The sequence below is a fragment of the bacterium genome (assembly GCA_040755795.1).
Classification (GTDB): Bacteria; UBA9089; CG2-30-40-21; order CG2-30-40-21; family SBAY01; genus JBFLXS01.
The window spans coordinates 2,434-17,733 of the sequence record JBFLXS010000043.1; the positions used below are offsets into that span (position 1 = coordinate 2,434).

Consider the following 15,300-nt stretch of genomic DNA (forward strand, 5'->3'; position numbering starts at 1 on the left):
ATAACTATGATTTACCACCATACCTGTTGCCGTTGCTCCATCTCCAAAGCCCCAGTAATAACTCACTACACCTATGTTATCATTCGACCCACTCGCATCAAAGGTTACTACCTCATCCTGCTTCGGTAGATTCGGAGTATAGCCAAACGCCGCTACTGGATTCTCATCATCTGTTATCTTTATATACCACTTACCGCTAACTGATGTATTCCCATCATAATCACTTGCCTCTACCTGATATTCTATATCACTTACACTCGTATCTGTCGCAGTAAATGTAAATGTCCAATTCCAATTCTTCCCACTTCCTACTGTAGATGTCGAATAGTTATTCCCATCCTGACTGTAACGTACCGTCACTGTCGCTACCTCATTATTGTCTGTTACTGTCACTGGTACTGATACCATATCCCCTGTGTTTCCTTTCCTATTCGCTAACCCTGATATTACTGGCTTCTGTGAATCTCCTACTACTACATCCTGACTTGTCGAACTACTATTCCCTGCCTCATCTCTAACCATCAAGGTCACTGTGTATGTCCCAATGTTAGCATAACTATGATTTACCACCATACCTGTTGCCGTTGCTCCATCTCCAAAGCCCCAGTAATAACTCACTACACCTATGTTATCATTCGACCCACTCGCATCAAAGGTTACTACCTCATCCTGCTTCGGTGAACTTGGGTTATAACCAAATACCGGAGTAGGTGCCGTAACATCATTTACTGTAGCTGATGGACTATTTGAAACATTACTTTCATTACCTGCCCCATCTTTGGCTATAACAGCATAATAGAAAGTCTTTCCTTCATCTGACGGACTTCCAATATCATCATATCCAGGAGTAGTAGTTGTCCCTCTAACATCAGCAGTAGATGTAGCATAAATAGGAGATGTCGCTCGATAAATAGTATATAGTGTTACTCCTACATTATCTGTTGGTTCTAACCATGTCAATTTCACCGTTCTACTTCCTGCAATTGGTTGAGCAGCTAAAGTATTAATTGCATCAGGTGGTGTAGTATCAAGTACTGTCACAACTGTATTTACCCCAATAGAAATAGCACTCTTATTACCTGTTCTATCTACCGCTATAACTGCATAGGCATAGGTCTTTCCTACAGTAACAGCAGAATCAGTGTATTGGAAGTGATAGGTATATGTACCTGGTAAATCCTCAGTAATATTAACCGGGTCATAATCTACTTCTGCTATTTGATTAGCAGGTATTAAATCGCCATCTAATAAGTTAGTTCCTTGTGTCTTACGATAGACGAGGTAATAATCCATCATATCATTATCTATATTCTTATTCTTAGTAGTTTGTGTTCCTTGTAATAAAACTCTTGAATTAGTTGTAGTAGTCGCATTAAATTGAGTCACAACAGGTGGAGCAATAAGATCATTTATATACACTAATACTGGCGGTGAAAGTAGAGCTATATTTGGTCCTCTATCATCAGTACCTGGATATTCCACTTCCCCATCTCCATCAATATCGCCAGGGATAGAATTAATATATTTATTTAATCCTGGCTCAATAATAGTTGTATATGTCGCTCCTGGTTGAGACCCAGTTCCTGATGCTACAAATGTATCATCATATCCTATTTGTGGGTATGTTTCAATTACAGAATCACCACCATCATATATAATCTCTTCATCTACCGCAGCTATCCAAAACCACCATCTACCTGTTGCATTCACATTGTATCGCCACACAGTATATGTTCCACTTGGTACAAAATTAGCCACTGCACCTTTATCCGGTGCTGCAGGTGGTGAATTGTAAGGATCACCATCATCTGGAACAGCGTATATTCGATACCCACAGATACTACCTGAATTATCAGAAGGTATCCAATTATGTGTCCAATCCAATACAACATCCGTTGTTCCTTGTGGTGATTTCCCTAGAACATCCTTAATCTGCTCTGGTGGTGTTACATCTCGTATTCCGCCAGGTAACCATGGGTCATACACATTACCTGCCTCATCATATACAAATGTTACAATCCAGAACCCACCTGGTGGAAAGCTGGTAGGATCCCAATTGATAGAATAAGTTGCGAGCGCAGGTGCAGGTATTTCAGAAACAGTATAACTACCTATAAATATAGGATTAAGAGCTAAAAAGGCTGAGTCTGTTTCTGAGTCATAGGGGTAATTAGGTGGACTATTACTCGGAATATTCCTCCCTGCATGTATAAAGTACGCCACTACTTTCCTTACTCCACTCATCCATAATGGGTTGGTAACTCCATCTCCTATAACACCTGATATAGTTCCAGGTTCTACTGGTACCATTGCACCCCAATCAGGTGAACTAATATCCGTCCCTGTACCTTGCGTTTCAGGATTAGTTGTATCAATCCACACAGCTGAGTCAGTAGCTGCGAATCCTATACCTCCTAACATATCTATCATCGTTATGAATAAAGTGTAAGTCCCTTCTGGCATAACAGGACTATCTAAAGTTACAATCTCAGACCTGACACAATCTGTTCCACCTGAAATACCACCAACTACAGTAAATGTACCAATTCCTCCTAAAGATAGACTGGAAACCAAAATCGTAAACATAGCTGGATTTTGCTCGGTATATGAAAATACAACCTCAATCTGCCCACCTTCACAAGCCCATGTCTTTGTCCCATAACCTGTTGGTGAAATAATAGTTACAATAGGTGGCTGTCCATCTATAATAAGTGCATCTTGTTGAGTACTACTACCTACATTACCAGGTATATCTCTTAATTCTATTTTTAGTGAATATGTTCCATTTGATAGACCTGTAAATGGCAGGGTTACAGTACCCTGATGTACACCAGGTCCTCCCACTAAATTGGTAGTAGAAGTAGATATTCCTTGACCCACAATAGTTACAGTAGCTATCTCTGAATTTGCCTCTGTATATGTAAAAACTACCTCTATTGAACCAGTTCCAGTACCGTAAGCAGGACTATTTGTAGTAGGTGAAATAATAGTTACCTCTGGAGAAATAGTATCCACTATTATAACCGCATCTGGATGTGTAGTAGCTGTACTATTATTCGCCTTATCCAACATTGTCAGTCGTATGGAATATGTACCATCAGATATACTCTCAAGTTCAAGTGTAAGTGTTCCTTGCAAAGAGGTATTTGTCCCAGTTGGAGCTAAAATAGTAGTAAATGTAGATGCAAAAGTAGCCCCAGATGTACCTATTAATTCTGCAGTAGTAGTTCCCGGATGTATTTCTGTATATGTGAATATTACTTCAACCGTATCTGTTTCCATAGTATAGGTTACTGTAGCGGGAGAAATCATATTTAATACCGGGTCTGTAGTATCTATTATAATCGCCTCTCTTTGAGTATCAGTACCTAAATTATTCACTATATCTATCATCTCTACCTTAACAGAATATGTTCCTTCACTTGCACTATTATAATTAAATGTTGCACTGCCCATTCCAATTTCTTCTACAACGGTTGTACTTACTGTTGTCTGTACGGTTCCATCAAATGTCGATATTATTACTACACTCGTTCCATAATTTTCTTCAGTAAACGAAAAAGTAATAGTAAAAGTCCCATTAGCTTTGCCATAGAAAGGATTTCCATTCGTAGGATAGAGTAATGTTACATTTGGCTTAGTATCGTCTATAGTTAGAGCACTCTCTTTAGAAGCACTTCCTTCATTCCCTGGTGTATCAACAGCAATTACCCCTACTGTATAAGTACCATCAAGAGTTCCATTACCAGCGGGAATACTTACCGTCCCACGCCCTTTTAAAGTGGTCACAGTAGAAAACACAGTAGTCGTAGCTATTCCAGAAATAGTTATAGTCGCATAAGCAAAAGGTGATGCATCAACATAATCAAAAAGAACTACTCTATTTACAGGAGTAGTAGTATAACTCCCAAGTGGATTAATTATTGTTACCACTGGTGCACTATCATCTATAATTACTGCATCTGCCTGACTATTTGTACCAATCGCCCCTACCTTATCCGTTAATTCTATAAATAATGTGTAAGTTCCTTCTGCTAATCCCTCAAATGGTAGAGTCAAAGAGCCCTTATATGCTGGTGGATACTGTGTGGTTGTCGCAGGATAAGTAGTAAAAGTAGAATAAAGTATTTGGGTAGAAATAGTTCCTATACCAATAGTAAGTGTCCCTGGATATTTCTCGGTAAAACTAAATTCCACAACAACTGAATCTGTACCCTTTTTATATGCTTTATTTAAAGTAGTAGGATCAGTTATCTCTACAATTGGACCAGTAGTATCTACAACTACTACACCCCAGATAACAGGAGTTTGAGTTCCCAAACCACATTTATCTGTCATCGTTCCTACTACAGAATATGTTCCTTCTGGAAGATCTTTAAAAGGTAAACTAACTGTCCCTATGGTAGTCCCATCTCCGGGTGGAAGATTAAAATTTAGCCCCCTAAATATGATTGTAGATGTACCTATACCTACACACGCTCCATAAGGATTAGCTTCAGTATATGTAAATCTGGGTACAATAGTATCTGAACCAGTAGCATAAGCTAAATTATACTCGGTAGGATATACAATAGTCATCGCTGGCTTAGTATCGTCTATTGTTAAAGCACTATCCTCAGACTTACTTCCTCCATTCCCTGGTGTATCAACTGCTTCTACTTTTACTGTGTAAGTTCCATCAAGGTCTCCATTACCAGCCGGAATAGTTACCATTCCCCGCCCTTCTAACATGGTCACTGTAGAAAACACAGTCGTCGTAGCTATTCCAGAAATAGTTATAGTCGCATAAACAAATGGTGATGCATCAACATAATCAAAAAGAACTACTCTATTTACAGGAGTAGTAGTATAACTCCCAAGTGGATTAATTATTGTTACCACTGGTCCACTATCATCTATAATTACTGCATCTGCTTGACTATTTGTACCCATCGCCCCTACCTTATCCGTTAATTCTATAAATAATGTGTAAGTTCCTTCTGCTAATCCCTCAAATGGTAGAGTCAAAGAACCCTTATATGCTGGTGGATACTGTGTGATTGTCGCAGGATAAGTAGTAAAAGTAGAATAAAGTATTTGTGTAGAAATAGTTCCTATACCAATAGTAAGTGTCCCTGGATATTTCTCAGTAAAGCTAAATGTTACAAGAACTGAATCTGTACCTTTTTTATATGCCTTATTTAAAGTAGTAGGATCAGTTATCTCTACACTTGGACCCGTAGTATCTACAACTACTACACCCCAGATAACAGGAGTTTGAGTTCCCAAACCACATTTATCTGTCATCGTTCCTACTACAGAATATGTTCCTTCTGGAAGATCTTTAAAAGGTAAACTAACTGTCCCTATGGTAGTCCCATCTCCGGGTGGAAGATTAGTATTTGTTCCAGCAAACAGATAACTAGATGTACCCATATATACCACCGCTATATCAGGATTAGCCTCAGTGTATGTAAATCTGGGTACAATAATATCTGTCCCCGTAGCATAAGCTAAATTATTCTCTGTCGGATATACAATAGTCATCGCTGGTGCAGTATCATCTATCGTTAATGCCTCATCTTTAGTATCAGTGTCTTTGTTTCCTATCTTATCAGTTAAAGTCACTTCTACCGTATAGGTGCCATCAAGAGTACCACTACCGGCGGGTATACTTATTGTTCCCTGTCCCCAATTTCCATAAAATGTAGTAGTCGTTGTAGCAAATACAGTCTCAGTAGCTACTCCAGTAATAGTAATAGTTGCAAAATCAGGATTTTGCTCAGTATAAGTAAATATCACTACTCTATTATCAGGAGTAGTAGTATAACTACCAAGTGGATTAATTATTGTTACTTCTGGTAAGATATTATCTATAATTAACGCATCTGTCTGACTATTTGTTCCAATCTTACCTACCTTATCCTGTAATTCTATAAATAATGAATAGGCTCCATCTATTAATCCCTCAAATGGTAGTGTTAAAGAGCCAATTGTTGGTATCTGTGCTGGTGTTGAGGTAGAAGGATAGACAGTTTGAGTAGAAAATGTGGTACCTTCTATACTAATCGTAAGTGTCCCTGGATATTTCTCAGTAAAGCTAAATGTTACAACAACTGAGTCTGTACCTTTCTTATACGCCTTATTTAAAGTAGTGGGATCAGTTATCTCTACTATTGGTGGAGTATCATCTAACACCACCACTCCCCAGATAACATCAGTCCATGTTCCCACCCCACATTTATCTATCATATATCCTTGCATGGAATATGTTCCTTCCGGAAGATTTTTAAAAAGTAAACTAACTGTCCCTATGGTAGTCCCGGTTCCGGGAGGAAGATTAGTATTTGTCCCAGCAAACAGATAAGAAGATGTCCCAATATATACCACCGCTATATCAGGATTAGCCTCAGTGTATGTAAATCTTACTATAACAATATCTGTATTAGTAGCATAAGCTAAATTATCCTCTGTAGGATATACAATAGTCATCGCTGGCTCAGTATTGTCTATTATCACTGCTTCTTCTTCAGTATCAGTAGTTGACCCTATACTTTTATCACTCATCCAGACACTTACAGTATATGTCCCTTCCTTATTAGCCGCCCCAGTAAATGTTAATGTATAAGTAGCTCTTGCATCTGTACCTGCCAATAGATTAGTAGTCTGTGTTGATGTAAGCTCTCCATGAATAAGTGAGTTTATCGTTATTGTTAATGTAGCGGGATAAACCTCAGTATAGATAAATACAACTGTAACTGTCCCTTCAGCCTTCTGATAGACTTTATCTTGTGTAGTAGGTGAAATAATATTTATCTGTGGCGGTTGATTATCAACTACTGTTACTATCGCAGGTGATGTAGCTGTATTTCCTGCCTGGTCATATGCAATGCAAAATAGGTCTTTTATTCCATCACCAGTTGTATTCCACACAATAGTATGCGTTCCAAGTTTTGAAGGTGAACTATTTGTTCCACTGGTATCAAGCAAAGTATCTCCCCAGTAAAATTCTACCTTATCAATTCCAGTTTCATCATCCTGTGCAGTTGCTCTAATAGTTACGGTTCCACCCACAGATATAGTTCCAGTTATATTTTCCTCATTTCCATTAGTAAGTACTGCCACAATAGTAATGGTACCTGGAACTGTATTATCTACCCAAACCGCGCCCAATTCCTCATCTTCATCAGTTTTTCCTACCCTGTCACTCATAACAACCTTCACATTATATGTACCATTGGCTGGGGTAGGAGGATCTGGAATATATACTGAAGCAGTTCCATAACCATCTAATATTTGCACAACTGCACTCTCTGGAGTGCCCGTAGCACTACCAATCACAGTAGTTGTACCAATTGTAACAGTGATAGTAGCAGGATTATCTTCTACATAGGTAAAGGTAACAGTAATAGTTGCTGGAGTTTGGGTATAAATAGTCCCCCCAAGTGGCGATGTAATATTTACCTCTGGAGCTTTATTATCTAAAGTTACTGTACCAAGAGCTGTTCCCGAATCACTTAAATTTACCTTATCAGTAACAGTAACTGAAACAGAATAAGTACCATCTGCTCCTGATACCTGAACATCTACTGTTTTTTGTCCATCTGGTATAGTTAATGTTCCTTCAGCAGAACCAACTGTTCCTCCAATACCAGAAATAGTAATAGTATATGTAGCAGGATTTAACTCACTATAAGAAAAAGTAACGCTAACTGTACCACCATTTTCTCGATATACATCAACAGATGGTTCTGTCACATCCACTTCAGGAGCTTTATTATCTAAGACTACTAAGCCAGTGGCAGTACCATACCCGGAATGATTAAGTGTATCTGTCACCTTTATCTGAACTGAATATGTTCCATCTGTAGCTCCAGATACCTGGACATCTACAGTCTTTGAACCATCTGGAATAGTCAAACCACCTGTATCAGAACCAATTTCAATTGCACCTTGATAAATTCGAAGACTATAAGTAACTGGATTAGGCTCACTATATGTAAAATAAACAGTGACAATCCCGTTATTCTTACGATATACATCCACCGCTGGTTCATTTACACTTACTGTTGGAGCTATAGTATCTACTACCACTGCACTATCCCTAATAGATTCACCTTCATTATCCCCTTCATCAATAACCGTTACCTTAACAGAGTAAGTTCCATCAACTCCATCTATCGTCACAGTACCTGTAATAGTTAGGGTGCCATCATTAGGAATTGTAAGGGTTGAGGTAAAAGAGCCAATACTATTTATTCCCATCTCATCATTATATATATTTATGATATATTTATCTGGATTTAATTCAGTGTAGGTAAAGCTAACAGTTATTGTCCCAGGTGACTCGGTATAGGTAGGTGTAACATTTGTAATATTAACTTCAGGAGGTGTCCAGTCTCCTAAGATGACGAGGTCATTAGATATAGGCGACTTCTCTATTCCATCCGACGGGTCAACTATTATAGCTGCAAAAGAATACCATAATCCTGAAGTAACACTTCCTTCATAAGAAGTATCAGTGGTAGTCCCAATAAGATAATTACCTGTATTTATAAATTCTTGGGTTAAAGTACCAGGCAATTGTTTACGATGTATCTCAAAATAATAACCTATCCCTAATGTATTTGTAGCCACAGACCAATTTAAAGTAATCGAACCCACCCCTCCAGAACCTGTCCCAACACCTGTCAGGTCAAGAATAGAAACTATACCTTTTAAATCAGTAGTAGCCTGGCCAGCACCAGAGATCTCAGAAACATTACCTGTTGGTGTCCCTGGTGTCCCTAAGGGATAATAAGTAGTAGTATTAGTAGTCCAGACACCAGCAGTATCTACGGTTATAACTGCGTAGGCATATTGAGTTGCCTTATCTGGAACACCCATGTTAGGATTTACCCAACTATAATATTGCCAATTGACATCACGAATAGTACCCGTGCCATTAGCATCATAACATGTAAATTGCTGAAGAGCAGAATTATTATGAGGATTTATTGCCTTAACTACGGCAAGCAAATTATTATTATTTATCTCACCATTTTCCAATTTTCCTGCTTTTGCCTTTCGATATATCATATAGTAGAGTTGAGAACCATTAGGAGTCTGTTGACCATTAAATGGTGGGTCTAAAGGAGATGTCCATTGAAGTTGTATGGAATTTTGTTGAGCTTGTGAAGTAGCAATAAGGTCAGCAATCGAATTAGGTTTATCTCTATCAAGATACCCAAGTGTCATATTAGACCAACCTCCTCCTTCCTCTTTTAATCTGTACCGGTAATAAGCACCATTTTGACCATTACCTCCAGTCTCCTCATCGTATATTACAATAGTATCCGTGTAGGTAGCACAAAATGTAGTGACTGTTGCCGCTGCGGAGCTATCCCAATATGTTGGATCACTATTTATCGCCCTTTTCAATGTATATGTTGCTCCATTAGTTATATCCCACTTCAGATACATCTTCCCGCCAGATCTTAATTCCTGTCTAAGTTGAGGAGCGGCATATACCTCTTCCAACAGCCCAAAACTTAAGCCCATGGTTAATAAAAGCACCCAAGAAAAGTTTATTTTTATTAGTTTTTTCCTCATTTTACTCCCTTCCTTTATTAAATTTTTAATACTCATAAAAAGATTCCTCCTTAAGATTTAGATTATTGTGACCAGTCGGACAATTTAGACAAATCTAACCCTTCTTTCTAAAAAAAAATCTCACCCCTCCCCTCTCGCGTCTATTATTTTAACACCTAAGAAGTTCAATTAGAAGTGAGATGTGAAAATTTTACACTATAATCTCAATTTTGTCAAGTATTTTTTTAAAAAAAGTTAAAAATATTTTAGATAACCCAGATTTTAAAACAAAAAAAATTCTGCGTAAAAAAATCTTGCATTCTATCTTCTTTATTCAAAACATCTTCGTATATTTAATCATCCCCCGGTCTGCTTTATAATCAGTTGCCGGGTTCTCTTTATCCTTATTTTTCATCCACTCATAGGAAAAGGTAAATTGCGAGGTAAAAGAACGATAATAATCTACCGCTAATTTTGCTGTCCATTCTTTACTACTACAGTTTTTTTCAATCCGATATTCCTCAAATTCATATCCAGGTTTTAATATCAACTTTTGGGGGATAATATCGTAAATTAAATCAATAGTTGTATTCAAGGTATCATCTTTTTCATTACCAGTTTTATTTTTGGTATATGAAAGGTAGTTAGCGAGGGTGAATTTTTGGGCAAATTTTGTATCCAGTGTCAAAGAAAGGACATCGGATTTATAATCCTCATATTCAGTGCCATAAGAATCTGAGCTTTTGTCATCAATATCCGACCTCTGTAAATCAAGCACCAAATCCGTCTCTTCGATAGAGTGACTTAATTCTAATGATATTTCTTTTGTGAGTTTATCAAGTTTTGGATACGAGTCGGTATATCTATCACTTAATTCATCGGTCAACTTACATTCAAGCGTTATTTGTGGATATTTTTCTGGTTTTAGTTCAAATATGGTGCTAATAACCTTTGTTTTGGTAATCGGGTATACTGAATCATTCTCTAAATTATCTTCATAAATTTCACCTTCTAAAATAAAACTATAGATTTCATTTGGTAACCATTCAGCGGTGGTAAAATATCCTTTTGTATCCGTTTTTTCTAAATATGGACTACCTGCACTAAAATAATCAGTTCCGATATAATCATATCCCATTTCAAAGTTCCATTTCTTTTTATCTGCCTTTAAACTAACTTTATACGCCTTATCGTGGGCTGTAGGGCTTCCTACCTCTTCATAACTATTTCTGGCTAATTCTCCAGATAAAGTTAAGAAATGATTAAAAAAGGAAACTGCGCTATCTATTGCCACTACATCATTTTTAATGGGAGGGGTCGTAGCGGTGCCTCGTTCTTCTCTTGAATCCTTATCATCATTTATTTTAAGATAGGTTATACCCAAAAATGTATTTTTAGTTGGGGATGAAGAAAATCTCATCCCACCCAGCCACTGGTCATAATAAGTATATCCATAATCCCATCGCTCATTTCCATTTTTATCTTCATTTGCATCCAGGACACCATCTTCATCTTCATCAATTTCATAGACCGATGCCTCTTGTAGGCGACCACCGATAAGCATAAATTCTGATTTTTCGCCTAAATTAATCCGACGATTAAATTTTAACCCAAATTTTGGACTGACATCATCAGATAGTGTAAAATCAGATATTTCCTCATATACATCGCCTAACTCAAATATCATCCCTGTCCTGGAAAGACCAAAGGTGAATGATTTAACTATCTCATCCCAATCATCATCGCGGTTATTAAACTTAAGTTCAATTGCGCTATTAAGGTCTAAATTTAGAAATCTACCATTAACCAGATATTCTACCCCTACAGTTAAATCAGGTGGTATATCTTCAATAGTTTTATTGTTGATATTAGTTTGAGTCACAGATATTGCCGTATTGCCACTTAAATCGATTTTTTTTGCCAGAACATTTTGTGAAAAAAGCACCAAACTAAGTAGCACTCCACCAATGATAAATGATAATTTATTCACTTGCATAAAAAACACCTCCATGCTAAAAATGTAACTGTTCACCGCAGAGACACAGAGACGCAGAGAAAAAATTAAAATCTATGTAACTATTTACCTAAATGAAGTGCAAGGTAATCGGTAATCAGGTAATCGGTAATCGGTAACAACCAATTGATCTTTTCTCTTTACCGATAACCTGATGACCGATAACTGATTACCTGAATTTCACTTCAGATGGCTAAAATGTTACAATATTTACTTCCTGATTTAACCTTGTTTGTAATCTACGGTGAATTTCCCTTTCTATCTTTCTTGGGTCCATAATCTCTGTGGACTCATTTTCAGCCTTATCTATTACCATTAAGTTTAAATCTACTAATAACTTAACTTCTCTTACTTTATATTCTCCTGGTTTTGGTGACTCAACTATTATTGTTACCTTTAAAAAGCAAAATCCTTCATAATAATCCTCTTTTATTTTTTTCATCTCTTTCTCATTGAGATTGAGAATAACATTCCTGACTCCACTTCCTAAATCCGTGGCTCTAACAAATATAGATACTGGCACTGGTTCCGTTCCTTCAAATTTCCTATTCTCGTAACAGGCATCTTTTATCTTCTTTATTAATGGGTCTGGGATTTTAGGGTCTATTCTCCAGTCCTGGATAATCGGTGAAATAGGGTCAAAGAAAGGGAAATGGACAACCACCGCCCCAACCTCTCCTTTTTCATAATAGGCTTTAATGGCTAATTCATTTGGTCCTGGTTTCAAAAAGGGTTTGAAGCGATATTTGGTTATCCCTTTGGGTAATTCGATGGGTCTGTTATCTCCAATCTCTAAAAAGCAAGCGGGCATCTGATTTATATTTACAGGGATAGGTGGAGGAGAGATAAAAACAGTTACATCTGGGATTTCATTGATAAAGGGTTTATTTTCGCCTGGGAATTGGGCATAGAGTTTTGGTGCAGGTAATGGTTTAAACTCAGGTAATTTTTCTTCCAGAGGTATAAATATCTCCGGCGGTGTAACCTCATTCGGGGTAATACAGTATGCCTTTTCTTTCTCTCTAATCGTTGTCCATTTATCTTCTGGCTCTTGCAGACCACGCATTCTAACCACACCTGTATGGACTTTACAGGTAGTTTCGCCTTGTTTGCCTACTTCTACCTCAAGTTTAGTGCCACGAATACCAATTATCGCTACTGGTGTCTGAATATTAAACTCTGAGTCCCTGGTTTTTAGCTTTTCCACTGTGCCTAAGATTTTACCCAGCCAGAGTTTCATTTCCGATTTAGTTTTACCCGTCTGGGTTTCTTCAAATAATTCCTTAATATCAATCGTTGTATTTTCATTCATCTCAATTGTCGTGCCATCGCCAAATTCAATGGTGGCTTGAGAGATAAACTTTGTGCGGATTCTATCGTTGATATAAAGTCGCATATCCACTTTTGCCTTAATCCATTTCACCTCCCCTGCCTTCAACACCTCGCACTCACCGCTCACTTTAGTAATAGTCACTCCTAAATCTTTATTTGCTAATGCCAAACTTGAAAGGAAACTCAAAAATATTACCATAAAAATAAATTGTTTTTTATACATCATCATCCCTTCCTCCTCTAATAGATATATATCGTCAAAATAACTCACTTACTAAAATTAAATATCATGGAGTAATAATATACCACAAAATTTTAATATTGTCAACTATTTTATTTACTCTTCATCACCCTGACTGCGGCTTTGGCATAGCGGAGGAAATCTTTTAACGACTTCAAGCCTAACATCCGTTTGAGGATAAATTGAGGTCTCACATAAAAACTTTTATAGGCATAGTTTAATAACTCTATTAGTTCATCATAACTTAAATTCTCGTTCCAGACCTGCGGAATGAAATCTTTAGCAGGATATTGTGCAAATTTTAACCAATAATCTTCTTTAAATATTTTCTTATCTAATCCTGCTTGATAGAGGTCGGTATGGGGATATGGGGTAGTAATCGTAAATTGGACGAAATCAGGGTTAATTTTTTGGGCAAAGTGGATTGTCTGTAAAATTTCATCTTTAGTTTCACTCGGTGAGCCAATCATAAAATCCGCATAGGTAATAAGCCCCGTGGATTTAGTCAGTTTAAACACATCTATTACTTGCTCTGTAGTTATTCCCTTGCGTAACACCTTAAGGATTCTATTAGTTCCTGCCTCAACCCCATAAGATACTCTTATACAACCTGCCTGTTTTAATTTTTGGAGCATCTCTCTATCTACCGTATTTATTCGGGCTCGAATTTCCCAGACTACCTCTAACTTCCTTTTCATTATCTCATCACATATCCCCATAACCATATCTTTTTTAACCGTAAACAGGTCATCGAAGAAAAATACCTCTTTTATCCCCAGATTAAGGATTTCTTGAATTTCATCAACGACATTCTCTGGACTACGAAACCTGACTTTTCTGCCAAAGGCATGATAACAAAATAAACAATTATACGGACACCCTCTTGAAGAAAACATAGTCGTCATCTGTTCTCTTTGGCCATGAATAGAATAGTATCTATTTAGAGGAAGTAGATGTCTTGCGGGAAACGGCAGGATATCTAAATCCTGAACATATTCTTGAGAAGGATTGATAAATATTTTTCCATTACTTTTAAATCCTATCCCTTTAATTTGGGATTTGTCATCAGCTAAATGTTTGACCAACTCACAAAAACTAATCTCTCCTTCACCAATTATCACTGCATCAACACTTTCTTGAGATAAAGTTTCTTCTGGATAAATCCCGCAATGAGGACCTCCTAAAACGACATAAATGTTTTTATTCACATTTTTGACAAGATTAGCAATATTAAGGACATCAATCAAGGTAAAGGTAGTTGTAGTAATACCCACGACATCTGGGGAGGCTTGTTGAATTTGAATTTGTAGTTCCTGTGAGTTCAGGTTTTCGGCTAAGGCATCAATAATTTCTACCTTAAATGGTGTGTGGTTTTCCAGATAGCCAGCAATCAATGCCAGACCAAGTGGTGGATAAAATCCTCTCTCCTCTTCGACATATTTGGGCAAACAAGTAGTAATCATATTTTTTAATGTGGGATTGATTAACAAAACCTTCATATTACCTAATTTATCATAGATTTTCACAAAAGTCAATTTTTTTTGTAACCGTTCAGGGATATAGCCACAGAGTCACAGAGAACACAGAGGGAATATAGCAGTTATTAGTCAAATTTTTACTCAGAGTGGATAAGTAAAAAATCCAAAATCCCAAGCACCAAATCTCAAATAAGCACCAAATTCCACATACCAAAAAGCGAATTAGAGATTAGTGAATTAGAGATTAGATTTTACTAATTCGCTAATTCGCTTAATTCACTAAATGGAATTTGGAATTTGTGATTTGGAATTTCAGAGTCATATCTATGTCAAATTTCGATTAATAAGTGTTATAATTCGTGTCTATTTGTGGCTAATTTTCCTAATTCTCTGTGAACTCTGTGCCTCTGTGGCTGAACGCTTACATTTTTTTAATGTAGGTAACTTTACAGAGGCGATAGGATTTTCTCTATTTTCCAATTAAATCTTTTATTCTGTATCTTAAATTTTACCCTTAAAAAGGCAATAATTCCCAGCAAAATAACCCCAAAGGCATCTCTAAACCTTGCCCCTGGCACATAAGTATCAACATTTACAGGATAGTTATTATCCATTTTAATCTTAAGTCGTGCGGCAATAATTCCCATTTCTTGCTCACAACTATAGCGATAACCGGTATAATAAGG

General features: G+C 37.1%; 5 protein-coding genes. All 5 read right to left on the reverse strand.

The features are described 5' to 3' along the window. Window positions 1-9,606 (reverse strand): Ig-like domain-containing protein (locus AB1414_04910; GenBank protein MEW6606786.1); only part of this gene is annotated, 9,606 nt, incomplete at its 3' end. 277 nt (window positions 9,607-9,883) lie between these two features. After that, complete coding sequence (locus AB1414_04915) at window positions 9,884-11,545, reverse strand: hypothetical protein (protein ID MEW6606787.1); 1,662 nt, start codon at window positions 11,543-11,545, stop codon at window positions 9,884-9,886. Between the two features lie 211 nt (window positions 11,546-11,756). Next, on the reverse strand, window positions 11,757-13,124 hold the full coding sequence (locus tag AB1414_04920) for a FecR family protein (GenBank protein MEW6606788.1): 1,368 nt from the start codon (window positions 13,122-13,124) through the stop codon (window positions 11,757-11,759). A 104-nt stretch (window positions 13,125-13,228) separates the two neighbouring features. After that, the gene (locus AB1414_04925; GenBank protein ID MEW6606789.1) at window positions 13,229-14,662 is read right to left on the reverse strand and encodes a radical SAM protein; all 1,434 of its coding nucleotides are present in this window, start codon (window positions 14,660-14,662) and stop codon (window positions 13,229-13,231) included. Window positions 14,663-15,060: 398 nt separating this feature from the next. Continuing rightward, a partial coding sequence (locus tag AB1414_04930; protein ID MEW6606790.1) for a hypothetical protein occupies window positions 15,061-15,300 on the reverse strand: 240 nt, incomplete at its 5' end.

What these genes read in the sequence shown, in the direction of transcription:
- AB1414_04915 (MEW6606787.1), bottom strand. Translation starts at nt 11,545, where the DNA reads ATGCAAGTGAATAAATTATCATTTATCATTGGTGGAGTGCTACTTAGT.
- AB1414_04920 (MEW6606788.1), bottom strand. Translation starts at nt 13,124, where the DNA reads ATGATGATGTATAAAAAACAATTTATTTTTATGGTAATATTTTTGAGT.